The organism is Paractinoplanes abujensis, from assembly GCF_014204895.1.
In the GTDB taxonomy this organism is placed as follows: Bacteria; Actinomycetota; Actinomycetes; order Mycobacteriales; family Micromonosporaceae; genus Actinoplanes; species Actinoplanes abujensis.
This window is the reverse complement of record NZ_JACHMF010000001.1, coordinates 8202230-8225880: the sequence shown is the minus strand read 5'-3', so window position 1 is coordinate 8225880 and position 23651 is coordinate 8202230. Positions and strand designations below refer to the sequence as shown.

General features: G+C 70.7%; 22 protein-coding genes and 1 pseudogene. 9 read left to right on the top strand and 14 right to left on the bottom strand.

What is annotated here, in order from left to right; translation table 11 throughout:
- Nucleotides 1-167 precede the first annotated feature (167 nt).
- Nucleotides 168-1172 (bottom strand): threonine ammonia-lyase, encoded by a 1005-nt coding sequence (locus tag BKA14_RS37870; RefSeq protein ID WP_184955541.1) that lies wholly within the window; start codon nucleotides 1170-1172, stop codon nucleotides 168-170.
- An 85-nt stretch (nucleotides 1173-1257) separates the two neighbouring features.
- Here BKA14_RS37870 and BKA14_RS37865 point away from each other — a divergent pair, with 85 nt between their 5' ends.
- Nucleotides 1258-2181 carry a LysR family transcriptional regulator gene (locus tag BKA14_RS37865; protein WP_184955540.1) on the top strand — a complete coding sequence of 308 codons (924 nt, stop codon included), beginning with the start codon at nucleotides 1258-1260 and terminating at the stop codon, nucleotides 2179-2181.
- Here BKA14_RS37865 and miaB read toward each other — a convergent pair.
- A complete protein-coding gene (miaB, locus tag BKA14_RS37860; protein WP_184955539.1) occupies nucleotides 2105-3589 on the bottom strand; it encodes a tRNA (N6-isopentenyl adenosine(37)-C2)-methylthiotransferase MiaB in 1485 nt (494 codons plus the stop codon). The two genes, BKA14_RS37865 and miaB, sit on opposite strands and share 77 nt — an antisense overlap.
- 30 nt (nucleotides 3590-3619) lie before the next feature.
- Nucleotides 3620-4054, bottom strand: a complete 435-nt coding sequence (locus tag BKA14_RS37855; protein ID WP_239092521.1) for a hypothetical protein — start codon at nucleotides 4052-4054, stop codon at nucleotides 3620-3622.
- Between the two features lie 141 nt (nucleotides 4055-4195).
- Between BKA14_RS37855 and BKA14_RS37850 the strand changes: the two genes are divergently transcribed.
- The 5 genes from BKA14_RS37850 (at nucleotide 4196) to BKA14_RS37830 (ending at nucleotide 8104) form a co-directional block, all read left to right on the top strand.
- Nucleotides 4196-4939: an amino acid ABC transporter ATP-binding protein gene (locus BKA14_RS37850; RefSeq protein WP_184955537.1), complete on the top strand. Its 744-nt coding sequence runs from the start codon at nucleotides 4196-4198 to the stop codon at nucleotides 4937-4939.
- Nucleotides 4940-4977: 38 nt separating this feature from the next.
- A complete protein-coding gene (locus BKA14_RS37845; RefSeq protein ID WP_184955536.1) occupies nucleotides 4978-5838 on the top strand; it encodes a glutamate ABC transporter substrate-binding protein in 861 nt (286 codons plus the stop codon).
- Nucleotides 5839-5909: 71 nt separating this feature from the next.
- Nucleotides 5910-6584, top strand: coding sequence for an amino acid ABC transporter permease (locus BKA14_RS37840; protein WP_184955535.1), 675 nt, complete (start codon nucleotides 5910-5912; stop codon nucleotides 6582-6584).
- A gap of 73 nt (nucleotides 6585-6657) precedes the next feature.
- The gene (locus tag BKA14_RS37835) at nucleotides 6658-7551 is read left to right on the top strand and encodes an amino acid ABC transporter permease (RefSeq protein WP_184955534.1); all 894 of its coding nucleotides are present in this window, start codon (nucleotides 6658-6660) and stop codon (nucleotides 7549-7551) included.
- Nucleotides 7552-7603: 52 nt separating this feature from the next.
- A complete protein-coding gene (locus BKA14_RS37830; protein WP_184955533.1) occupies nucleotides 7604-8104 on the top strand; it encodes a DinB family protein in 501 nt (166 codons plus the stop codon).
- Here the strand turns inward: BKA14_RS37830 and rny are convergent.
- The 8 genes and pseudogenes from rny to BKA14_RS37790 form a co-directional block, all read right to left on the bottom strand.
- A pseudogene (rny, locus tag BKA14_RS37825) lies at nucleotides 8078-9619 on the bottom strand (ribonuclease Y); the annotation flags it as partial. The gene BKA14_RS37830 and the pseudogene rny overlap by 27 nt on opposite strands.
- A gap of 605 nt (nucleotides 9620-10224) precedes the next feature.
- The gene (locus BKA14_RS37820; protein ID WP_184955531.1) at nucleotides 10225-11280 is read right to left on the bottom strand and encodes a hypothetical protein; all 1056 of its coding nucleotides are present in this window, start codon (nucleotides 11278-11280) and stop codon (nucleotides 10225-10227) included.
- Between the two features lie 134 nt (nucleotides 11281-11414).
- Nucleotides 11415-12122 carry a hypothetical protein gene (locus BKA14_RS37815; protein WP_184955530.1) on the bottom strand — a complete coding sequence of 236 codons (708 nt, stop codon included), beginning with the start codon at nucleotides 12120-12122 and terminating at the stop codon, nucleotides 11415-11417.
- A 259-nt stretch (nucleotides 12123-12381) separates the two neighbouring features.
- The gene (locus BKA14_RS44640) at nucleotides 12382-13101 is read right to left on the bottom strand and encodes a regulatory protein RecX (RefSeq protein ID WP_239092538.1); all 720 of its coding nucleotides are present in this window, start codon (nucleotides 13099-13101) and stop codon (nucleotides 12382-12384) included.
- Between the two features lie 406 nt (nucleotides 13102-13507).
- Nucleotides 13508-14554: a recombinase RecA gene (recA, locus tag BKA14_RS37805; protein WP_184955528.1), complete on the bottom strand. Its 1047-nt coding sequence runs from the start codon at nucleotides 14552-14554 to the stop codon at nucleotides 13508-13510.
- A gap of 199 nt (nucleotides 14555-14753) precedes the next feature.
- Complete coding sequence (locus BKA14_RS37800; RefSeq protein WP_184955527.1) at nucleotides 14754-14954, bottom strand: DUF3046 domain-containing protein; 201 nt, start codon at nucleotides 14952-14954, stop codon at nucleotides 14754-14756.
- 53 nt (nucleotides 14955-15007) lie between these two features.
- On the bottom strand, nucleotides 15008-15787 hold the full coding sequence (locus BKA14_RS37795; protein WP_184955526.1) for an ABC transporter permease: 780 nt from the start codon (nucleotides 15785-15787) through the stop codon (nucleotides 15008-15010).
- Entirely contained in the window at nucleotides 15784-16728 is a 945-nt protein-coding gene (locus BKA14_RS37790) for an ATP-binding cassette domain-containing protein (protein ID WP_184955525.1), read from the bottom strand. Before BKA14_RS37790 ends, BKA14_RS37795 begins: the two co-directional genes overlap by 4 nt.
- A 77-nt stretch (nucleotides 16729-16805) precedes the next feature.
- Here BKA14_RS37790 and BKA14_RS37785 point away from each other — a divergent pair, with 77 nt between their 5' ends.
- A complete protein-coding gene (locus BKA14_RS37785) occupies nucleotides 16806-17570 on the top strand; it encodes a TetR/AcrR family transcriptional regulator (protein WP_184955524.1) in 765 nt (254 codons plus the stop codon).
- Here the strand turns inward: BKA14_RS37785 and BKA14_RS37780 are convergent.
- Together BKA14_RS37780 and BKA14_RS37775 are read right to left on the bottom strand one after the other, a co-directional pair.
- The gene (locus tag BKA14_RS37780; RefSeq protein ID WP_184955523.1) at nucleotides 17542-18204 is read right to left on the bottom strand and encodes a UdgX family uracil-DNA binding protein; all 663 of its coding nucleotides are present in this window, start codon (nucleotides 18202-18204) and stop codon (nucleotides 17542-17544) included. The two genes, BKA14_RS37785 and BKA14_RS37780, sit on opposite strands and share 29 nt — an antisense overlap.
- Nucleotides 18205-18251: 47 nt before the next feature.
- Nucleotides 18252-19598, bottom strand: a complete 1347-nt coding sequence (locus tag BKA14_RS37775) for an aminotransferase class I/II-fold pyridoxal phosphate-dependent enzyme (RefSeq protein ID WP_184955522.1) — start codon at nucleotides 19596-19598, stop codon at nucleotides 18252-18254.
- A 49-nt stretch (nucleotides 19599-19647) separates the two neighbouring features.
- On the opposite strand from BKA14_RS37775, the gene BKA14_RS37770 reads away from it, so the two are divergent.
- Together BKA14_RS37770 and leuE are read left to right on the top strand one after the other, a co-directional pair.
- Entirely contained in the window at nucleotides 19648-20913 is a 1266-nt protein-coding gene (locus BKA14_RS37770; RefSeq protein WP_184955521.1) for a bifunctional pyridoxamine 5'-phosphate oxidase family protein/GNAT family N-acetyltransferase, read from the top strand.
- Between the two features lie 9 nt (nucleotides 20914-20922).
- Complete coding sequence (leuE, locus tag BKA14_RS37765; RefSeq protein ID WP_184955520.1) at nucleotides 20923-21576, top strand: leucine efflux protein LeuE; 654 nt, start codon at nucleotides 20923-20925, stop codon at nucleotides 21574-21576.
- Nucleotides 21577-22548: 972 nt separating this feature from the next.
- Here leuE and BKA14_RS37760 read toward each other — a convergent pair.
- Nucleotides 22549-23613 (bottom strand): sporulation protein, encoded by a 1065-nt coding sequence (locus tag BKA14_RS37760; RefSeq protein ID WP_184955519.1) that lies wholly within the window; start codon nucleotides 23611-23613, stop codon nucleotides 22549-22551.
- Nucleotides 23614-23651: the final 38 nt, after the last annotated feature.

The window sequence follows — 23651 nt, the reverse complement described above, 5'->3', positions numbered from 1 at the left end:
CATTCCGAACTCGTCGCGGCGGCTCCTCGAACTTTCGAGGGGTCGCCGCTTCTTTCGCCGGTGTGCGATCCTCGCCGCTGAACCCGAGGGGGAGATCGATGGCGAGCAACGTTCGATGGGCCGGGGCGGACGGGCTCGACAAGCAGAAAGAGCTGCTCAGGACCTCACTACGCGACCTGCTGGCCACCCTCAGCTGGGCCGCGATCCTTCGCGACATGATCGGCAACCTGAGCGTCGGGTGAGAGGGTTGCCAGTTCGGTCGGGGAGGCGTTGCCGCCGGAGCAGATGACGGCTACCTCGCGGCCGGCGAAGCGGTCCGGGAATGCCAGCAGGGCGGCCAGAGCCGCGGCGCCCGCCCCTTCGGCCAGGGTGTGGGCCGCGGCGGCGAGCAGGCGCTGAGCCTCCGCGATGCTGTCGTCGGAGACCAGCACGAAGTCGGCCAGGTGCTTGCGCATGATCTGCTGGGGCAGGTCGTAGCCGCGGCCGGTGGCCAGGCCCTCGACCCGGGTCTTGTTGGGGCGGGTGCACAGGGCACCCGAGCGCCACGAGTCGTGCGCGGCCGGCGAGGCCGACGACTGCACGGCGATCACCTCGCAGCGCGGCGCGACGGCCTCGGCGACGACGGCCGCGGCGGCCGCGCCCGTGCCGCTGCCCACGGGCACGACGATGGCGTCCAGGCCCGGGCGGGCGGTCAGGATCTCCTGGTACAGCGTTCCCACCCCGGCCAGCAGCTCGGGGGTGTCGCCGGGGCTGACCAGGCGGTGGCCGGTGCGGTCGGCGAGGTCGACGGCGTGGGCCTCCGCGTCGGCCAGGGTGGCGCCGGTCAGGATCACCGTGGCGCCCCAGGCCTGGACGGCGGCGACCTTGGCCGGGTTGGCGCCCTCGGGCATGACGACCGTGCACGGGGTGTCGAACAGGTGACTGGCCCAGGCCATCGACTGGGCGTGGTTGCCGGTCGAGTACGTGACCGCGCCGCGGCCGGGTGTGGACGCCAGCAAGTTGAGGGCGCCCCGGGCCTTGAAGGCGCCGACGGGCTGCGCGTTCTCGTGCTTGACGTGCACGGTCGCGCCTACCGCCGCGTTCAGCACCGGGTACGACCACATCGGTGTCGGTGGCAGGTGGCGGCTGATTGTCGGGACGGCGGCGCGGACATCGGCGTACGAGAAGGACATGTCGTCAATCGTCGGGGGCCGAGCACGCATAGGTCCAATGCCGGATCTTGAACGATTCCATAGACAGCATCGATACATTGGTCCGATGCTGGATGTCACCCGCCTGCGCGTGCTGGTCGCGCTCGCGAAAACCGGGTCGGTCACCGCGGCCGCCGAGGCGCTGCACTACGCCCAGCCTTCGGTGAGCCACCATCTCGCGCGGCTCGAGGCCGAGACCGGCAGCCGGTTGGTGCAGCGGGTGGGTCGCGGGGTCCGCCTGACCGAGGCGGGCCGTCTGCTGGCCGACCGGGCCGAGGAGATCCTGGGGCGGCTCGACGCGGCCGAGGAGGAGCTGGCGGCGCACTCGGGGCTGCGGGCGGGCCGGGTACGGCTGGCGGCCTTCCCCTCCGCCCTGGGCACCTTCGTGCCCGCGGCGGCGGCCGCTTTCGACGCCGAACACCCCGGCGTCGACCTGCGCTTCCGCGAGGCCGAGCCGCCCGAGGCGATCGCTCTGCTGCGGCGCGGCGAGGTCGACGTGGCGGTGATCTTCACGCACGACGCCGGGCCCGACGTGGCCGGTCTGCGCACCGAGGAGCTCTTCGCCGACGAGACCTACCTCGTGCGGCCCGCGGGCTGGACCGGTGACCGGCTGGCCGACCACCGCGAGCGGCGCTGGATCGGCGGGTGCGAGCGCTGCCGCGACGAGCTGCTGCGGGCGTGCGCGGCCGAGGGGTTCACCCCGGACATCCGGTTCACCACCGACGACTACGTGGCGGCGCAGCAGCTGGTCGCGCGCAACCTCGGGGTCACGACGCTGCCCGCGCTCGCGCTGGCGGCGCACCGCAACGACCTCGTACGGGTGGTGCCGTTGCCCGGTCTGCGCCGGCGGGTGCTCGTCGCGGTGGCCGGCGAGGCGCCCGACCCGCCCGCGACGACGGCGCTGCTGGAACGGATCAGAGCGAGCAGCCCTCGGCCGCCGGCAGCGGGGCCGGAACCCCGAGCGACGGCAGACCCAGCGAGACACCCTTGAGCTTCGGTGTGCGGCCGGCCTCGAAGGCGTCGCCCGCGCGGGTGCGGCGGTGGCTGAGCGGCGCGCCGTCGGCGTTGAGGTGGTGCGGCGCCGCGTACGTCACCACGGTCTCGACGATGTCGCCGGGGCGCGGGGTGAGGCCGCCGGTCGCGAAGTGCACCAGCCGGCCGTCGCGGGCGCGGCCGCTCATCCGGCCCGTGCGCTCGTCCTTGCGCCCCTCGCCGACGGCGACGAGCACCTCGACCTTTTCGCCCACGAGCCTCTTGTTCTCGGCCCAGGTGATCTCTTCGAGCAGCGCGATCAGCCGCTCGTAGCGCTCCTGCACGACCGCCTTGGGCAGCTGCTCCTCCATGATCGCGGCGGGGGTGCCGGGCCGCTTCGAATACTGGAACGTGAAGGCGCTGGAGAAGCGGGCCCGCCGGACCACCTCGAGGGTCTGCTCGAAGTCTTCGTCGGTCTCGCCGGGGAAGCCGACAATGATGTCGGTGGTGATCGCGGCGTCGGGCATCGCGGCCCGCACCTTGTCGATGATGCCGAGATACTTCTCCTGCCGGTAGCTGCGGCGCATGGCCTTGAGCACGCGGTCGGAGCCGGACTGCAGCGGCATGTGCAGCGAGTGGCAGACGTTCGGCGTCTCGGCCATCGCGGCGATCACGTCGTCGGTGAAGTCCTTGGGGTGGGGGCTGGTGAAACGCACCCGTTCCAGGCCCTCGATCTGGCCGGTCGAGCGCAGCAGCTTGCCGAACGCGAGCCGGTCGCCGAACTCCACGCCGTACGAGTTGACGTTCTGCCCGAGCAGCGTGACCTCGAGGACGCCTTCCTTGGTGAGGGCTTCGACCTCGGCCAGGATCTCGCCGGGGCGGCGGTCCTTCTCCTTGCCGCGCAGCGACGGCACGATGCAGAACGTGCAGGTGTTGTTGCACCCCACGGAGATCGAGACCCATCCCGCGTACGTCGATTCGCGCTTGGTGGGCAGCGTCGACGGGAACACCTCGAGCGACTCGAGAATCTCGACCTCGGCCTCGGCGTTGTGCCGGGCGCGTTCGAGCAGGGCGGGCAGCGAGCCGATGTTGTGCGTGCCGAAGACGACGTCGACCCAGGGCGCCTTCTTGACGATGTCGCCGCGGTCCTTCTGGGCCAGGCAGCCGCCCACCGCGATCTGCATGTCCGGCTTCTTCAGCTTCGTGGGCCGCAGATGGCCGAGGTTGCCGTAGAGGCGGTTGTCGGCGTTCTCCCGTACGGCACAGGTGTTGAACACCACGACGTCGGCCGACTCGGGATCGGCGGCGCGCACGTAGCCCGCGTCCTCCATCAGACCGGAGATGCGCTCGCTGTCGTGCACGTTCATCTGGCAGCCGTACGTGCGCACGTCGTACGTGCGCGTGGCGCCCACTGTCTCTGTAGTCATGGCAATTGACCAGGGTACGCCGTACCCGATTCAGGCGGCAGGCCGCTCGCAACCCGTGGGGCCGCCGTCGCACGGGCGCACGTTGCGCCGCTCCGGGCCGTCGTCGGTCTCGACCTCGTCGGCGTGCACGAGCCCGAGGCTGCCGTCCGGCCGGGCCAGCACGAACCGGGTCGGGTCGAGCGTGTCGTCCGGGAGGATGATCTCGACCTCCAGCCGGACGGCGACCGCGCTGGCCGCGGTGGCCTCGGCGATCGTCTCCGGGGCCAGGTAGACATCGATCAGGGTCGGGAAGTCGCCGCCGACGTGATAGACGTCGCACAACACGGCTTCACCGGCCGGCTCGGGGCCGAGCGGCACGACCGTGCGCTCCAGCGCTCCCGCGAGCGCGCCGTGGACCCGTTCCTCGGAGAGGGACGATGCGGCCGCCCAGTTCCAAAGGCCGCTTGTCGGATCCATGTCAGCCATACCGAACATGGTGGACAATGCTCGCGCCTCGCACTCCCTGTGTTACCGCTCCGTGACCATTCTCGGTGTGAACCGATACAAGGGCCCACATAGAGTGTGCCCATCCGGGTGATCCGCCAGAACAGGGACGGTGGTCCAGCAGTGTCCGACGAGGCTCTCATCGTCCTCGACAAAGTGAACAAGTGGTTCGGTCCGCTCCACGTTCTCGACAACGTGAGCCTCTCCGTAGCCAAGGGCGAGGTCGTTGTCGTGATCGGACCGTCCGGTTCCGGCAAGTCCACGCTCTGTCGCGCGATCAACCGGCTCGAACCGATCAACGACGGCACCATCACGTTCGACGGCCAGGCGCTGCCGGCCGAGGGACGCCCGCTGGCGCGGCTGCGCAGCGAGGTCGGCATGGTCTTCCAGTCGTTCAACCTGTTCGCGCACAAGACGATCCTGCAGAACGTGATGCTCGGCCCGGTCAAGGTCCGCAAGGAGAAGCCGGCGGTCGTCCGCGACCGCGCGATGGCCCTCCTCGAGCGCGTCGGCATCGGCAACCAGGCCGAGAAATACCCCGCCCAGCTCTCCGGCGGTCAGCAGCAGCGCGTGGCGATCGCCCGCGCCCTCGCCATGCAGCCCAAGGCGATGCTCTTCGACGAGCCCACCAGCGCCCTCGACCCCGAGATGGTCGGTGAGGTGCTCGAGGTCATGACCTCGCTGGCCAAGGAGGGCATGACGATGGTCGTCGTCACGCACGAGATGGGCTTCGCCCGGCACGCGGCCAACCGCGTCGTTTTCATGGCCGACGGCCAGCTCGTCGAGTCCGCTCCCCCGGCCGAGTTCTTCGCCAACCCGAAGAGCGACCGCGCCAAGGACTTCCTCTCCAAAATCCTCACGCACTGAAGCCTTTGTTTAAAGCAACGATTCGAGGAGCGACAACCATGCGCATCACCCGATTGGCAGCCACGCTCGGAGCGCTCACCATGGCGCTCGCCGTGGCCGCGTGCGGCGGCGACGACGAGGGCAGCGGCAGCGGCAGCAGCGGCGCCAAGGGCATCGAGGGCAAGGCGGCCGGCGGCAAGCTGGTCATCGGCGTCAAGGCCGACCAGCCCGGCCTGGGCCTGCAGTCCGGCAGCACCTACACCGGCTTCGACGTCGAGATCGGCAAGATCATCGCGAAGGGCCTGGGAGTTCCCGAGTCCGGCATCGAGTGGAAGACGACCGTGTCGGCCAACCGCGAGCCGTACATCCAGCAGGGTCAGGTCGACATCGTCGTGGCGACGTACACGATCAACGACGAGCGCAAGAAGGTCGTCAACTTCGCCGGTCCGTACTTCATCGCGGGCCAGGACCTGCTGGTGCCGACCAACTCGACGATCACCGGCCCGGAGTCGCTGGCCGGCAAGCGGGTCTGCTCGGTGAGCGGCTCGACCCCGGCCAAGCGGATCCAGACGGAGTACAAGGACGCCAAGCTCCAGCAGTTCGACACGTACTCCAAGTGCGTGACGGCGCTGGCCGGCGGTCAGGTCGACGCGGTCACCACCGACGACATCATCCTCGCGGGCTACGCGGCCCAGGACCAGTACGCCGGCAAGTTCAAGGTCGTCGGCAAGCCGTTCAGCGAGGAGCCGTACGGCATCGGCCTCAAGAAGGACGACAGCGCGGGCTGCAACAAGATCAATGACATCTTGAAGGCGGCCGCGACCGACGGGTCGTACAAGAAGGCCTGGGACGACACGCTGGGCAAGAGCGGCACCGCGGCGCCCGAGCTGGACGCCAGCAAGCTCAGCAACTGCGCCTGATCCACTTCTAGTCGGCGGGGCCGGGAGACCGGCCCCGCCGCCTTTGTCCCACATCCCCAGCGAAGGTGCCGATGGACGTCTTCTCCGACCCGGCCAACCGGGACGTATACATAACCGGTTTCCTCTGGATCCTGAAGCTCACGCTGGCCGGCGGCGTCGGTGCTCTGGTGCTCGGCGTGCTGCTCGCGGCGATGCGGGTGTCCCCGGTCCCGGTGCTGCGCGGCTTCGGCACGGCGTGGGTCAACATCTTCCGGAACACGCCGCTCACCCTGATCATCTTCTTCTGCTACTTCGGTCTCTTCTCGACACTGGGTCTCTCGCTGGCCGACGACATCGACCTCAACAACTTCTGGCTCGGAGTGGTCGGCCTGTCCGTCTACACCGCGGCCTTTGTGTGCGAGGCGATCCGCTCCGGCATCAACACCGTGCCGCCGGGCCAGGCCGAAGCGGCGCGGGCGATCGGCATGTCGTTCCGGCAGACCCTGACGATCATCGTCCTGCCGCAGGCCGGCCGGGCCGTGATCGCGCCACTGGGCAGCATCCTCATCGCGCTCTGCAAGAACTCGACGATCGTCGGCACGATCGGCCTGATGGAGTCGTCGAACGCGATGAAGGACCTGATCAACGCGAACGGCGACGCCGTCATCCCGATCTTCCTGGTCTTCGCGGGCACGTTCGCCGTCGTGCTGATCCCCACCGGCTACGCGTTCGGCTGGCTGGCCAACCGCCTGGCGGTGAAGAGGTGAGAGAGCGCAGCGAACGAACAATTAGGCTCAGCAGCATTGCTCTTGTCGGCTCGGAGCGAAGCGGAGAGGCGTCATGAGCAGCACCGACGCGGTCCTCTACGACCACCCCGGGCCCAAGGCCAAGGCGCGCAACCTCGTCCTGACGATCGTCTTCGGCATCGGCGTGGCCGCGCTGCTCTACTGGGTGTATTCGCGCTTCGACGAGAAGGGCCAGTGGGCGGGCAACCTGTGGGAGCCGTTCACCCGGGCCAGCACCTGGAGCGACTACATCCTGCCGGGCCTGCTGGAGACGCTCAAAGCGGCCGCGGTGGCCATGGTGCTGTCGCTGGTGTTCGGCATCGTCTTCGCCGTGGGGCGGCTCTCCGACCACTGGTGGGTGCGCGTGCCCGCCGGCGTGGTGGTCGAGTTCTTCCGGGCCGTACCGCTGCTGCTGCTGATGTTCTTCATCTTCTTCGGGGTGCCGTTCCTCACCGAGCAGCCGATGTCGATCTTCTGGGCCGTGGTGCTGGGCCTGACCCTCTACAACGGGTCGGTTCTGGCCGAGGCGTTCCGGGCCGGCGTGCACTCGGTGCCCAAGGGGCAGAGCGAGGCGGCGTACGCGATCGGCATGCGCAAGGGCCAGGTGATGAGCAACATCCTCATCCCCCAGGCGGCCCGGGCCATGCTGCCGGTGATCGTGAGCCAGCTCGTCGTGCTGGTCAAGGACACGGCGCTGGGCTACATCATCTCGTACGGGGAAACGATTCAGCTCGGCGTCAACAACCTCTCGGCCAACTTCGGCAACGTGGTGCAGGCGGCGATCGTGGCCGCGATCATCTACATCATCATCAACTCGGCCCTCACCGCCTTCGCGGGCTGGCTGAGCCGGCGCACCCGGCGCAAGGGCCGCGCGCCCCGGGCCTCCGGCGCCGACCTCGAGCAGCGCACCATCGAGCCCGGCCTCGGTGGTGGCGGCGGAACGCTGTAATGCTGGTGGCCCCGGGTTGATCCGGGGCCACCCCGCTTGACATGCTTCGGTCATGATCTCCGCGGACGACGTCATCCAGCAGCCGTTACGAGCCCAGTTCGAGGTCTTTCTCAACGAGCACCGCCAGGCTCTGCACGACTGCCTCGACGATCTGACCGAGGAGCAGGTACGGCGGTCGCTCGTGCCGTCCCGCACCACGCTGCTGGGTCTGGTCAAGCACGCGACGTTCGTCGAGAAGGTGTGGTTCGACGAGGCCGTCACCGGGCGGTCCCGGGCCGATATCGGCATCCCTCTTGACTCCGACGAATCGTTCCACCTGGACGATTCGGACAGCATCGCCACCGTTCGAGCCGCTTACCTGGCCGCATGTGAGTCGTCGCGACGTGCTGTCGCCTCCCTGGAGTTGGACGACGAACTGCCCGGAAATCGACGCGGGCCCGTACCGCTGCGCTGGGTCTACCTGCACATGCTGCGCGAGCTGGCGCAACACTGCGGGCACGCCGACATCCTGCGCGAACAGCTGGGCCTAACGAGCGAGCTCGGTGACTCGTGATTCCCGGACGACCGTGACGCGGATCTGGCCCGGATAGGTCAGCTCCTCCTCGATCTGCTTCGCCACGTCGCGGGCCAGCACCGCGGCGCCGATGTCGTCGATGTCGTCCGGGCGCACCATCACCCTGATCTCGCGCCCGGCCTGCATCGCGAACACCTTCTCCACGCCCGCCTTGGTCGAGGCGATCTCCTCGATGCGCTCGAGACGCTTCACGTACGCCTCCAGGCTCTCCCGGCGGGCACCCGGCCGCCCACCCGAGCAGGCGTCCGCGGCCTGAGTCAGCACGGCCTCGATGGTCTGCGGCTGCACCTCGTTGTGGTGCGCCTCGATCGCGTGCACCACGTCCTCGGACTCGCCGTACTTGCGGGCCAGGTCGGCGCCGATCAGCGCGTGGCTGCCCTCGACCTCGTGGGTGAGCGCCTTGCCGATGTCGTGCAGGAACGCCGCCCGCTTCATCGTCGGAACATCCAGGCCCAGCTCGGCGGCCATGATGCCGGCGATGTGGGCCGTCTCGACGAGATGCTTGAGCACGTTCTGGCCGTAGCTGGTGCGATACCGCAGGCGGCCCAGCAGCTTGGACAGCTCCGGGTGCAGGTTGGTGATGCCGACGTCGACCAGCGCCTCCTCGGCGGCGCGGTCACAGAGCACGTCGACCTCGTTCCTGGCGCTGTCGTAGACCTCCTCGATGCGGTGCGGGTGGATGCGCCCGTCCAGCACCAGCTTCTCCAGGGTCAGCCGGCCCACCTCCCGCCGTACGGGATCGAAACAGGAGAGCAGCACCGCCTCGGGAGTGTCGTCGATGATCAGGTTGACCCCGGTGACCGACTCGAACGCGCGGATGTTGCGGCCCTCGCGGCCGATGATCCGGCCCTTCATCTCGTCGCTGGGCAGATGCAGCACGCTGACCACGCTCTCCGAGGTCTGCTCGCTGGCGATCCGCTGAATGGCGTCGACCACGATGTGCCGGGCCCGGGTGTCCGCGGTGGTCTTGGCCTCGCTCTCGATGTCGCGCACCAGGATCGCGGCCTCGCGCTTGGCCTGCGCCTCGATGCCCTCGACCAGCTCCGTCCGGGCGGCCTCGGCGGTCAGACCGGCGATCCGCTCCAGCTCGCGGCGCTTCGACTCCTCGACGCCGGCCAGGGCGGTCTCACGCTCGGCCAGCGCGGCCTCCCGCGAGGCGAGGTCGGCGTCCATGGTCGCGAGGCGGCGCTCCCGCTCGACCAGGCGCTCCACCTCGTCGGCGTGCAGCCGCTCCCGTTCGTCGATGCGGGCGGTGCGCCGCTCGACCTCGGCCGCCTGCTCCTTCGCGGTCGTGTTGAGCAGCGCCACCTCGCGCTCGCCCTGGCGGCGGGCGGCCGCGCGAACCTGCTCGGCGTCGGCCTCGGCCTGGCGGTGCGCGTGCTCGAGAATCGTGTCGGCCTCGCCGTGCGCGGTCTCGAGGACCCGGCGGGCCTCGGCGCGAGCGGCGGCGGCCTCGGCCTTGGCGGCGGCGGCCTCGGCGCGGACGGAAGCGGCCTTGGCGTTGGCGTCGTCGACCTTCGCGTTCGCGTCCTCGACCTTGGCGTTGGCGTCCTCGACCTTGGCCAGCGCGTCGTCGACGGCCTGACCCTGCCCGTGATCGTCAGCCCGGACCTTGTGCAGCTGGCGCAGCGCACGGGCGCCGAGCACCATGCCGGCCACCACCAGCGTCGCCAGCACGACGATCGCCACCACCAGCACCCAGTCCAGGGCGGTCATTTCGCCGCGTCTCCCTTCGCCGCCCGCGCGTTGCAAGCGCGCGGACCATCTGACGGGATGCCCGACCAAGGCAAGACGACCGCAGGCGTCATCGGACCGCCGCCCACAAAGGGTGCGACGGGGCCAACCGCCCATATATCGGACCTCACGGCGCGTGCGGTCCGGGCGCCGGGGCCAAAAGTGCTGGCTGCTTGCAGGCTACAAGTGATGCCGTAATGTAATGCGATCTATGTTGTGCGTGTTGCATGCGATGGTCGAACAAACCTTGTGTAACGCGAGGCTAGGTCGCGGATGGCACTTCGGTCAAGGATCCATGATTCGGCAGCGGATGGGACTTAGGGCACAGACTTGCTTACGCCCAGCTCACGATACTGGCGGGCAATTCAGGCGTACCGGGACCAGAGATCGCGCATCGGGTCCCACTTCGCACCCAGACCGTCCTCCCAGTACGCCAAGAGGTAACCCGCGACCGGGGTCTGCGCGTCGTCCCACCAGATCCCGGCGACCGTCCGCGTGGCGCCACTCTCCGTGAGACGGTATGCGTACTCCACGTAGTTGCCCGTGACCCGACCCGAAGGGGTGGCCTGCTCGACCGCCGGGGCGACCCCCGGAGTGAGAGAACGCGCATCGACCGCCTGACCCAGCGCCTTCACCCGAGCCTTGTCCCGATCGGCGACCGAGTTGTACTCCACGAAGATCGCGCTCATGCCGTCGAGCGTGCACCGGACCCGCAGCTTCTCACCCGCGTTGGCCTTGGGGCGGGCGCAAGCCGACAGATAAGGCAGGAAACCCTCGGACATCGTGGTCAAGCCGGTGCCGGCGAAATCCTCCCGGTTGATCGTCACCTGGCTCTGCTCGAACACGCCGAGCCCGCCGGTTGCGGTGGGCGCGGGGGCCGGAGCGGCCTCGGGAGTCTTGGGGGCCGTGGCGCGGCCCGCGAAATAGCCGCCCGTGCCGAACAGAAGGAGGCCCACCACCAGGCCGGCCAGGATGCCGACGACCAGGCGGTTGCGCTCGGGCGGGGGCGAGGGCTCGATGCGGCGGCCGGGAGGGGCGTTGAATCCGTACGGCGTCTCGGTCCAGCCCTCCTGCTTCTCACCGAAGGGGTCGGGGGCGGCGGCCTGGAAGGGGCCGTAGCTCGGGTTTCCCCCGGAGGGGGCGCCGCTTGACGGGGGCCTGCCGGCCGGGATGCCACTCGACGGGACGCCGGCCGGGATGCCACTCGATGGGACGCCGGCAGGGATGCCGCTCGACGGCGGGCCGCTCGACGGCGGGCCGCTGGCCTGGGTCTCGCTCATCGGCTGCCCGTCGTGGCCGCCGGTCGGCTGGGGCGGGACGTGGGCCGCGGGCGGCTGATGCATGCCGATCGGCGCGGTCGGCTCGGCACCCTCCGGGAAGGGACCATAGCCCCGCATGCTGCCCTGCGAAGACTCGGTCACAACGCCGAATATTACCAAGCAGTGGCGAACGCCGATGTCCGGCCGCAGGCCCGCCACCTGGGAAATCGATCACGTTCGGGGCAGACGGATCCGGCCGCGGCCTCCAGCCGCGGCCGGATCCGATCGAACTGTCGTCAGGCCTGGGAGTCCGGGGTTTGCCGGGTCTCCGGGCGGCGCCGCGTGACGAGAAGCAGCACCACACCACCGACCACTACGGCGCCGCCGAGACCGGCCATCCCGGCCACGTTGAGGCCGGTGACCGGAAGGCCTCCGCCACCGCCGCCGCCGTTGTCGTCGTCGTTGTTGTCGTCGTTGCCGTCCGCCACGTCGGCGTCCTGATCGTCGTCGCCGGTGCCGCCCCCCGCGCCGGTGTCGTCGGTGGGCGGAGTCTCGCCCGGACCGTTGTCACCCGGCGGGGTCTCGCCGCCGTTGTCGGGCGGGGTCTCGCCGCCGTTGCCGGGCGGGGTCTCGCCGCCGTCGCCAGGTGGGGTTTCACCGCCGTCACCGGGCGGGGTTTCACCGCCATCACCGGGCGGGGTTTCACCGCCATCACCGGGCGGGGTTTCACCGCCATCACCGGGCGGGTTCTCGCCGCCATCACCGGGCGGGTTCTCGCCGCCGTCGCTCGGTGGGGTCTCGCCGCCGTCGCCGGGCGGGGTGCCCGGGGTTTCGTCGTCGCCCGGAGCCTTCTCGCCGGCCGCCGTGCCGGTGCTTTTCGGGTCCTCGGCCACGATGACGACCCCGCGCGCGGCGGCCTGCGTGGTCGCGGCGCTCGCGGCGTGCCCCCCGGCAAGCGCCGCGACGCCGACCGCCCCGGCCAGAACACCGAGGCGCGCGACCACACGCACACCCCGACGGCGCGCAAGCTGATTGATCCGCATGTCCCTCCCCGTTTCGTCCAGCGGGGAACACGCAAAACAGAGATCCCCCGCGATCCGGCCAGCAACGTAGCCCAGATCAGAACCCCTGCGCCATCCACGTTCAGCGATATGTGGATTTCCGGGCACAGATCGTTACCTCTGTGGACCGTCGCCTCCGGAGTGCGGCTCCAGGCCGCCGACCAGCCCGAAGGCTGCCGGTCGGCGCGGCACCGAGGGTGGGTCAGGCGGTGGGGTCGGCGTCGGTGGTCAGGGCGTCCGCGTCCAGCTGGTCGGCAAACTCGGCGGCCTCCGCGTCCCTGTCCGCCAAGGCGTCCTTCACGGCCCGGATGGCCACGCCGGCCGGATAGCCCTTGCGGGCCAGCATGCCGACCAGGCGCCGGAAGACGGCGTCGGGCGCGCCCGTGGCCGTACGCAGCTTGCGGTCGACCAGGGCGCGGGCGGTGGCGGCCTCGTCCTCGTCGTCGACGGACTCGAGGGCCTCGCTCGCCACCTCGGCGTCGACACCGCGCTGCCGCAATTCGTTGGCCAGCGCGCGGCGGGCCAGCCCACGACCGTGATGCCGGCTGGACACCCACGCCCGGGCGAAGGCGGCGTCGTCGATGATCCCGACCTCGTCGTAACGGTCGAGAACCTCGGCGATCACCTCTTCCGAGATCTCCTTGCGGGCCAGCACCTTGGCCAGCTCGGCCCGGGTGCGCGGTCGCACGGCGAGCTGCCGCAAGCAGATCTCGCGGGCCCGTTCGCCCTCGCTCTGCTCGGGTTGCCCGCCTCGACCGGCCGGCTTTCCCCGGTCACCGCCGTCGGAACGCCCACCGCCGTCGGAACGTCCACCACCGGAACGTCCACCGCTGGAACGTCCGCCGCGCGCGGAACGCCGGCCGCCGGAACGTCCGCTGCCGCCGGCGAAAGGATCGGTATCGTCGTCGGCGGCGAGCTCCATGTCGTCGTCGAAATGCCCGGCGCTCTCGTCGGGCGAAGCAGGTTCGCCGCGACGCCGCCCACGTCGGCGCTGCCCCTGCGGCGAGTCGCCGGTCAGGCCGTCACCCGTCGGGTCGTAACGGCCGGGGCCACCCTCGGGGACGAGGTTGTAGCGACCCGGTTCGGGGTTGAGGGTGAGGTTGTAGCGGCCGGGCTCGCCGCCGACGGTCAGGTCGTCGCGGTAGGGGATTCCGCCCGGCGAGGTGCGCCGGCGACGGGTCGGAACGTTGCCGCGTTCCGGATCGTCGTCGGGCGAGGGCTCGCCGGGCGGGTGCTCATCGTAGGAGCGAGCTGGGCGGGGCGGGAGGGGATCCCACCCGCGCCCGGAACGCGCGCCCCGTCGGGCCGGCATGACGCGTGCCTACCGATCAGAAGTCGACCGGGGGAAGCTCGGGGCCGCCCGCGGCGTCGCCGGTGGTCTGACCGACACCCAGCTTCTCGAGGATCTTCTTTTCGATCTCGGCGGCGACGTCGGGGTTCTCCTTGAGGAACTCGCGCGCCTTCTCCTTGCCCTGGCCGAGCTGGTCGCCGTCATACGTGTACCAGGCGCCGGACTTGCGGATGATGCTCTGCTCGACGCCGACGTCGATCAGCGAGCCCTCGCGCGAGATGCCCTTGCCGTACATGATGTCGAACTCGGCCTGCTTGAACGGCGCGGCCACCTTGTTCTTCACTACCTTGACGCGGGTGCGGTTGCCGATCACGTCGGTGCCGTCCTTCAGACTCTCGATGCGACGCACGTCGAGACGCACCGAGGAGTAGAACTTCAGCGCGCGGCCACCGGTCGTCGTCTCGGGCGAGCCGAACATGACGCCGATCTTCTCGCGGAGCTGGTTGATGAAGATCGCGGTGGTGCCCGAGTTGTTGAGCACACCGGTGATCTTGCGGAGTGCCTGGCTCATGAGGCGGGCCTGCAGACCGACGTGGCTGTCGCCCATCTCGCCCTCGATCTCGGCGCGCGGCACGAGGGCGGCCACCGAGTCGATGACGATGATGTCGAGCGCGCCCGAGCGGATCAGCATGTCGGCGATCTCGAGAGCCTGCTCACCCGTGTCGGGCTGGGAGACGAGCAGCGCGTCGGTGTCGACACCGAGAGCCTTCGCGTACTCCGGGTCGAGGGCGTGCTCGGCGTCGATGAACGCCGCGATGCCGCCGTTGCGCTGGGCGCTGGCCACCGCGTGCAGCGCGACGGTCGTCTTACCGCTGGACTCCGGCCCGTAGATCTCGATGACCCGGCCGCGCGGCAGGCCGCCGACGCCGAGCGCCACGTCAAGGGCGATGGAGCCGGTGGGGATGATGGCGGTCTGCACGACCGGCCGCTCCCCCAGCCGCATCACCGAGCCCTTGCCGAACTGCTTGTCGATCTGCGCCAGCGCCAGATCGAGCGCTTTGTCCCGGTCAGGTCCTGCCACCATGTCCGCCACCCCTGTACTCGATTTCGCGGGCGTCTTCGCCGATGCGCTTCTGTTCACCACGGGCAACAAGGTAGGCGGTGGGTATGACAAAAATCGACCGCCCTGCCGTGGCCTGTGGATAACTAAGCCGTTGTGGACAATAGCCGAACACGTGTACGACGAACGAGTGACACGCCAGAACGGGTGTACTAAAAATGGGTCATCGCAGGCGGGAGGGCACCCGATCGGGGTAAGCGGCCACAACCGCGCGCCAGATAGTAGCCGTATCGATACCGTCCGCAATTGCTTTGTCGATCGTCCGGTCGCCGAGGCCGGCAAAAGAATGGTCCGCCGCGATGCTGCGCGCGTAAACAGGGCCGAAGGACTCCTCCAGCCGCGCCCAGAAATCTGTCAACCGCACAGCACGAGCCTACCCATTCCCCGCGCCGGCCCCGGCCCCGCGCCGACAGCGGGTCAGCTGCGCAGCCGCCGGTACGCCCGCGCCGACAGCGGCAGGAAGATCGCCGTGAGCAGCAGCGGCCAGCCCAGCGCGAGCCACACCGCCGCGTCGGCCAGCGGCCCCGAGGTGATGCCGGTCGGGTTGCCGAAGAGCTCGCGCACCGCCGAGGCCGTCGCCGAGAGCGGGTTCCAGGCGGCGATCGCCCCCAGCCAGCCCGGCATCGTCTCGGCCGAGACGATCGCGGTCGACAGGAAGCCGATCGGCCACACCAGAACCTGGACGGCCATCGTCGCGCCCTCGCCCCGGAAGCTCAGCCCGACATAGATGCCGATCCACAGCATGGCGAACCGGAAGAGCAACAGCAGCAGGACGGCCAGCCCGGCCGACCCCGGGTCCGAAGTGATCCGCCAGCCGATCAGCAGCCCACCGGCCAGCAGCACCAGCAGCTCGACGGCGGAGTTGGCCAGGTCCGCGCCGACCCGGCCCATCGCGACCGAGGCACTGCCGATGGGCAGCGAGCGGAACCGGTCGGTGATGCCCTTACGCGCGTCGCCGGCCATCGCCGTGGCCGTGCTCTCGACGCCGAACATCATGCTCAGCGCCAGCATGCCGGGCAGCAGGAACGTGATGTAGTCACCGCCGCCGGGCACGTTGATCGCGCCGCCGAACAGGAAGCCGAACACCAGCAGCAGCATGATCGAGAACATCAGGCCGAAGATCGGCGCCCACGGCTGACGGACCCAGTGGGCCAGGTTGCGCTGGGTGAGGATCCACCCCGCTCGTACGGCGGTCATTGCACGGCCTCCCGGGGAGCGTCGGTCAGAGTGAGGAAGACCTCGTCGAGGGTGGGCCGGCGCAGCACCAGATCCTCCGGCGTGACGCCGCACTCGTCGAGAGCCCGTACGACGCGGGACAGCCCGGTCACCCCCGAGCCCACCTCGAACGTGAGGCTGTGCGTGCCGGTGTCGGCCACGGCCGGGACGCCGACCGCCGCACCGAGCCGTCCGGCCAGGTCGTCCAGCGGGTCGCCGGGAGCGATCGTCAGCGTCACGCGGTCGCCGCCGATCTCACGCTTGAGCACGTCGGGGGTGTCGTCGGCCACGATCCGCCCGTGGTTCAGCACCGAGATGCGCGCGGCCAGCTGGTCCGCCTCGTCCAGATATTGCGTGGTCAGCAGCACCGTGGTGCCGGTCGCGGCGACCTCGCGCACGGCCGCCCAGACCTCGTTGCGGGCCCGCGGGTCGAGCCCGGTGGTGGGCTCGTCCAGGAAGAGCACGGCCGGCGTGAGGATGAACCCGGCGGCGATGTCGAGGCGGCGCCGCATCCCCCCGCTGTAGGTCGAGACGGCGCGCTCCGCGGCCTCGGCCAGCCCGAACATGGCGAGCAACCGATCGGCCGCGGCCCGCGCGTCCACTTTGGTGAGCCCGTAGAGCCGGCCGAACATCACCAGGTTCTGCCGGCCGCCGAGGATCTCGTCGACCGCCGCGTTCTGCCCGATCAGGCCGATCCGCCGCCGCACCTGCGCGGGCTGAGTGCGTACGTCGAATCCTGCGACTTCCGCCCTGCCCCCATCGACATCGATGAGAGTGGCCAGCGCCTTGACCGCCGTGGTCTTGCCGGCACCGTTCGGGCCCAGCAGGCCGTGGATCACTCCGGGTGGCACCTCCAGGTCGAAACCGTCCAGCGCCTGCACGTCTCCGTACCTTTTGCGCAGCCCATCCGCCACCAGATTCACCGCTGCTCCTAACTCCGTATGCCTTACGGTATTTCGGTGCGGACAACACCGTACACCCCACGGGGTAATCTCGGCACATGGAAAATCAGGACGTCGATCGCACGCTGACCCTGATGTGGCGGCGAAAGCTCGGAACTCCGCAGGGCACCCGCGGACCCAAGCAGCGATTCAGCGTCGACGAGGTGCTCCAGGCCGGCATCGCGGTGGCCGACGAGGAGGGCCTACCGGCGTTCTCGATGCGCAAAGTGGCCGACCGGCTCGGGCTCAAGCTGATGTCGGTCTACACGTACGTGCCGAGCCGCGACGAGCTCATCGGCCTGATGGTCGACGAAGTGATGGGCGAGTCCGCCCTGCCCCCGCACGAAGGCGGCTGGCGCGACCGGCTCGTCGTGGTGGCACGGCAGATGTGGGACGAGTTCCACCGCCACCCGTGGCTGCTGCAGGTCGACCCGAGCCGCCCGTGGATCGGGCCGAACGGCTCCGACCGGTACGAGTGGCAGCTGACGGCAATCGAGGGTGCCGGCTTCACCGACCTGGAGATGGACCAGACCATCACGCTGATCGGCGACTTCACGATGGCTTCGGCCCGAGCCGACGTCAACGCCCTGCGCGCGGCCGAGCAGTCCGGCCTCTCGGACCTCGAGTGGTGGACGATCAACGCGCCGGTGCTGGAACGCGTGATGCCGCCCGGCGCCTACCCGATCTCGGGCCGGGTCGGCACCGCGGCCGGCGAGGAATACAACGCCGTACGGGACTCGGAGCGGTCCTTCCGGTTCGGCCTGGACCGCATCCTCGACGGCCTCGAACAACTGCTCAGCTCACGGCCGCGGCCGCAATCTTGAGATCGTCGACCAGCCCCCCGTACGCGACCTCGCGGTTGTCGGCCCGCAGCACCGCGGACGGGTGGATCGTCGCGAGCGCCTGGATCTCGGCGACCGGGAAGTCCTCCGGGTGCTGGGCGGAAGCCGGCCACGGCATCAGCCGCCCGCGCTGCTGGGTGACCCGGAACGACGGGCCGAGCAGGGCCCGGCCCGCGGTCGCGCCCAAGATGACCACGAGCTGGGGCTTGAGCAGCGAGAACTCGGCGACCAGCCAGGGCCGGCAGGCAGTGATGTGCGCCGGGCCGGGGTTCTGATGGATGCGCCGGTTGCCGCGCCGCTCGAACCGGAAGTGCTTCACCGCGTTCGTGATGTAGACGTCGCTCGCGTCGAGACCGGAGTCGTCGACCGCCTCGCGCAGCAGCCGGCCGGCCGGGCCCACGAACGGCAGACCCTTCTGATCCTCCACGTCGCCCGGCTGCTCGCCGACCAGCACCACCCGGGCGTCGGCCGCGCCCCGGCCGAAAACCGTCTGCGTGGCGTCGGCGTGCAGCTCACAGCCCTCACAACCGGCGGCGGCCGACTTGAGCTGATCGATGCTGCGGGGCTCGGGCGGCACCCACTGCTGCGCGCCGACCGGCGCTTCGGTCCTAGGCATGGAGAACGTTCTACCCGAATCGGGGCCGAAGAAGCATCGGAGGCACCCTAACGAGTCGGCGCATGCAGTGACGGCGGGCTGACGGCCACGGCCACGGCATCGGCCAATGCGGGGATCTCCGCCTCGGGCAGAGGACCGACCGAGATCCGTACGCCCGGGGGCGCCGACTGGCGGAACAGGGAACCGGGGGCCACGGCGTAACCGGCCTCGCGCAGCATGCCCACCGTACGGGTCTCGTCGGGCACCGGGACCCACACGTTGATGCCGGTGGCGCCCAGGGCGGCGACTCCCCGCGACCCCAGCGCCTCGAGCAGGGCGCGACGGCGACGACCGTACGCCCGGGCGGCCTCGGCAACCGCGGCGGTGACCTCGTCGTCCTCCCACAGGCGCAGGAGCAGGCGCTGCAGCACCGTGGAGACCCAGCCCGAGCCGATGCGCATGCGCCCGACGACCCGGGCGATCGTGGCCTCGTCACCCGCGAGCACGGCGACCCGCAGATCGGGGCCGAAGGGTTTGGACGCCGAACGCGTGACGGCCCACGCGCCGGTGACCGGGCCGATGCTGTGGGGCGGCTCCTCGGCCAGCTCGGCGGCATGATCATCCTCGATCACCAGAACGCCCGGACTGCCCGCGAACAAGGCGCGCAACGCCTCGGCGCGGGCCTCGCTGACGGCGGCGCCCGTCGGATTCTGCGCGCGCACGGTGATCACCGCGGCTTGCGCGCCCGCTTGCAGGGCGGCCGACATGGACGCGGGCTCGGGCCCCTCCTGATCGACGGACACCGGCACCGGGCGCAGACCCAGCGCGGCCAGCAGATCGAGCAGATTGGCCCAGCCCGGGTCCTCCACGGCGACCGCGTCACCCGGGCGCAGGTGGGCCGTGAGCAGGCGCTCGACGGCGTCGAGAGTGCCCGCGGTAACGGTGATCTCGGCACCGCCGGCCGGGATGCCCCCGGCGATCAGCCGGGGGCGGGCCGCCTCGATCAGCTCGGGCATCGCGGCGGCCGCGGCATAGCCCTGGGGCGGGCCGTTGGTCTCAGCGACGGCCCGCAGCGCCCGGCCCAGCGGTGGCAGCAGGCCGACGTCGGGCTCGCCGGAGGAAAGGTCGCGCACACCCGCGGGCACGGACAGGCGCAGCGCGGAGCGTGGGCCGGCGACGGGCGGCCGGGACCGGATGCGGGTGCCGCGACGGCCCTCGGTCTCCACCACGCCACGGTGCCGCAGCTCCTGATATGCCTTCGACACCGTGGCCGGGCTGACGTGCAGATTTTCGGCGAGCACGCGGACGGGCGGCAGGGCCGTGCCGACCTCCCACACACCCCGGCGGACGCCCCGCTCGATGCTGGCCGAAATCGAAGCGGCACTGTCACCCTCGACCTGATACTGTGCTGACACACGAAGGATTCTGTACTAGCACAAAGTGAAACGCAAGCTGGGAGGGCCGATGTCCGACACCTATACGCGGACGAGCCGCACGACCGCCACCCGCTATCGCGACCGCATGCACTACGACCGTGCCCTGGCCCACGAGATCCTCGACGAGGCCTACGACTGCACTGTGGGCTTCGTCGCCGACGACGGGGAGCCGCGCGTGCTGCCGACCCTGCACGTCCGCGTCGGCGAGACGCTCTATCTGCACGGGTCGTCGGGCGGCCGGATGGGCCTGTCGGCGCGCGGCGGCGACGTGCCGGTCGCGGTCAGCGTCACCCTGCTCGACGGGCTGGTCTACGCCCGCTCCCACCTGCACCACAGCGCTAACTACCGCTCCGTGATCGTGCACGGGCGGGCCCGGCTGGTCACCGGCCTCGAGGAAAAACTGGCGGCGATGGCGGCCCTGGTCGACAAGGTGGGCGCCGGCCGCTCCACCGACAGCCGGCCCGCCGATGCCAAGGAGACGGCACAGACCAGTGTGCTCGCGTTGCCGCTGGTCGAGGTGTCGGCCCGAGCCCGGCGCGGCGGCGTGATCGACGACCCCACCGACCTGCCGCTGCCGCACTGGGCCGGCGTGCTTCCCGTCCGCCGCGTGTTCGGCCCGCCCGAGCCCGACGCCGGTGTCCAGGCCGACCTCCCGGCCTACCTGCCCGGCGCCGGCCTGCCCTGGGCCGCGCCGGTTCCGCTCATCGGACGACACGTAGGCCTCGAGCCGCTCACCCTCGGTCACGCGGCCGGGCTGGTCGAGGCGCTCGGCGACGACGAGGTGTGGGAACACATGCCGGTCCGTCGCCCGCAGACGGTCGAGGCCATGCGCGACTACCTCACCACGTTGCTGCGCGACCGGTGGACCGGCAGCCGGATCTTCTGGGCCCAGGTCGACCCGGCCACCGGCCACGTCATCGGCATCACCGGCTATCACGACGTCGACCCGGAGCGGCGAGCCCTGGCCATCGGGCACACCGTCGTGGGCAAGCAGTGGTGGCGCACGGGCGTCAACACCGAGGCCAAACTCCTGCTGCTGACGCACGCCTTCGACACGCTCGGCGCGGAACGCGTGTTCTGGTACACCGATAATCGCAACGAACGCTCGCAGCGGGCGATCGCCCGGCTCGGGGCGGTCCGCGAGGGCGTGCTCCGACGGCACAAACGGCGAGCGGACGGGTCGTGGCGCGACACCGTAGTGTTCGGCATGACCGTCGACGACTGGCCCCAGGCCGGGCGCCGGTTGCGGGAGTTGCTGGCCGCGGGTGGGGCCTCCGCCCTCACGGCCGCCTAGGAGGTCGCGATGCTGGGGATCACCGACTTCTGGACGTACGTGATCGGCACGCTGGCCATCATTCTGCTGCCCGGGCCCAACTCGATCTTCGTGCTGTCGGTCGGCGCGCGGCTCGGCGTGCGGGCGGGTTATCGGGCCGCGGCCGGGGTCTTCCTCGGCGACACGGTGCTGATGGTGCTGTCGGCGGCCGGGGCGGCCTCGCTGCTGCGCACCTATCCCCCGTTGTTCCTGATCATCAAGTACGCGGGGGCGGCCTACCTGCTGTGGGTCGGGTTCGGCATCGTGCGCGGCGGCTGGCGCAAATGGCGCAGCCGCGGCGAGCCGTCCCCGCCGCCGGCACCTCCGCCGGCGACCGACGCCCGCAGCCCGTTCCGTCGAGCAGCCGTGATCAGCCTGCTCAACCCGAAGGCGATCCTGTTCTTCGTGTCGTTCTTCATCCAGTTCGTCGAGCCGGGCTACGCCCATCCGGCCCTGTCGTTCCTGGTGCTGGGCGCGGTGGTCCAGCTGTTCAGCGCCCTCTACCTGTCCGCACTGATCTTCGGCGGCCGCTTCCTGGCCGGCCAGTTCCAGCGCCGCCGCCGGCTCGCCGCGGGCGCCGCCGCGGGGGTGGGCGCTCTGTTCGTCGGCTTCAGCATCAAACTGGCCACCGCCAGCGTCGGCTAGCGTCACCCGCCGCCGCGAGCTCTGAGCCGGTGGTTCCGGGCGCGGCGCGGGCAGGTCCGGCCGTGGTGCGGGCAGGTCCGGCCGTGGTGCGGGCAGTTCCAGGCGCGGGCACGGGCAGTTCCAGGCGCGGGCACGGGCAGTTCCGGGCGCGGGCGGTTCCGGGGCGGGCGCGGGCAGTTCCGGGCGCGGGCGCGGAGTCCGGAGTGGGACGCGGGCGCGAGGTCCGGCGTGGCTTGGGATTCCCGGTGCGACGTGATGCGGGGGTTCGGGCGCGGCGCGGAGGTGAGGTCCAGGCGCGGCGCGCAGTTCGGACCCGGTGCAGGCGCGGTGCCTTGGGCACGGCACGGGGACACAGCATGGCGCGGGAGTTTGGTGGTGGCGCGAACGTGACGTCCAGGCGCGGCGCGAAGTTTCAGACCAGGGCAGGGTGCCGCACCCCGGAGCGCGGCACGCGGGACGCGTTGCGGCGCGGAAACCCGAGAGCGGCGCCGACGTGAGGTCCGGGCGCGGTGCAGCGCGGGGATGCGACGAAGGCGAGGGTCCGCTTGCGGCGCGCCACGAGGTCCGGGTGGGGCGTTCGGATGCGGGCGCGGCGCGGGGATCCGGCGTGAGGCGGAATCCGGGCGCGGCGCGGGAATGCGGCGTGAGGCGGAATCCGGGCGCGGAACGGGGATCCGGCGTGAGGCGGAATCCGGGCGTGAGATCCGAGCGCGATGCGGGGGGCCGGGCGCGGAACGGGGATCCGGCATGAGGCGGAATCCGGGCGTGAGATCCGAGCGCGATGCGGGGGCCGGGCGTGGCGCGGGACCTGGGCCCGGCTTGACGCCGGGGTTGCGGGCGAGAGGGTCTAAGGCGATGCGGGGCGGGCATGGTGGGTCTTGCGGATGCGGGGTGTCGCGGGCGGCCCGGGCGTAGCTGGGTCGCCCGCGGGTGGCCGTGCGTCCCGCTTCGGGGGACGCACGGCCGGAGGGGTCACTCCTCTTCGCCGCCGCCGTCGTCGCCCTCGAAGGCGTCTTCCATGGCCTCGCCGAGGATCATGCCGCCTACTACGCCGCCGGCCACGCCTGCGGCCATTGCGCCCATGCCCATGCCGCCTCGGCCGTGACCGTGGCCGGCGTAGTGGCCGTGGTGGCCGTAGCCGCCGCCGTGGCCGTAGCCGGGGGCGCCGTGACCCGGGGCACCGTAGCCGGGAGCACCGTAACCGGGGGCGCCGTAGCCGGGAGCTCCGTGGCCGGGGGCGCCGTGGGGGAAGCCGCCGGCTGAGCGGAGGCCCTGGTAGCGGCCCGCCGCCTCGGAGATCCACTGTTCGACGACTGCGGTCCAGTCGGTTGTGTCGGCGTCGGCGTGTGCGACGCGGAAACGGCCGTACGTGTCGTGGCCGGGCTGCAGGAAGCCGCCGCGCTTGTCGAACTCGAGTACCACCTCTACGCCCTCGGGGTCGGCGATGAAGGTGACCTCGACCTCGTTGATGGCGCCCGCGTACTGCGGCGGCGGGTAGAACTCGATCTCCTGGTAGAACGGCAGCGTCATGCGGACGCCGTAGATGGCGCCGTGTTCCAGGTCGGCGTTCTTGAACCGGAAGCCCAGCCGGGCGAACGCGTCGAGGATTTTCTCCTGCGACGGGAGCGGGTGCACGGCCACGTGGTCGAGGTCGCCCTTGTCGACGGCCTTGGCCACAGCCAGCTCCGTGCGCAGACCCATCGTCATGCCGTGCAGCCGCTGGCCGTAGACGTCGGTGATCGGCGTCTCCCAGGGCATCGGGAACGAGAACGGCAGGTCCCGGTTTTCGCCCTTGCGCAGCTGGAAAGGCCCGGAGACCGGCAGCCGGTGGAACTCGATGAGGTTGTCGCCGTGCTCCGACTCGACCCGGGTCACCAGGCCGAGCACGATTCCCTCGATGGTGACGTCGTGGTCGCCGCCGGCGATCCGCACCTGGCCCTCCAGGGCCAGACCGGGCCGCGTGTTCGGGTTGGCCAGCACGGTGTCGACGGTCGGCCCGCCGACGCCGAAGGCGCGCATCATCTTCTTGAAAACCACCGGGTCATTCCTCCTTGAATCAACGCTGGGGTGGCTTG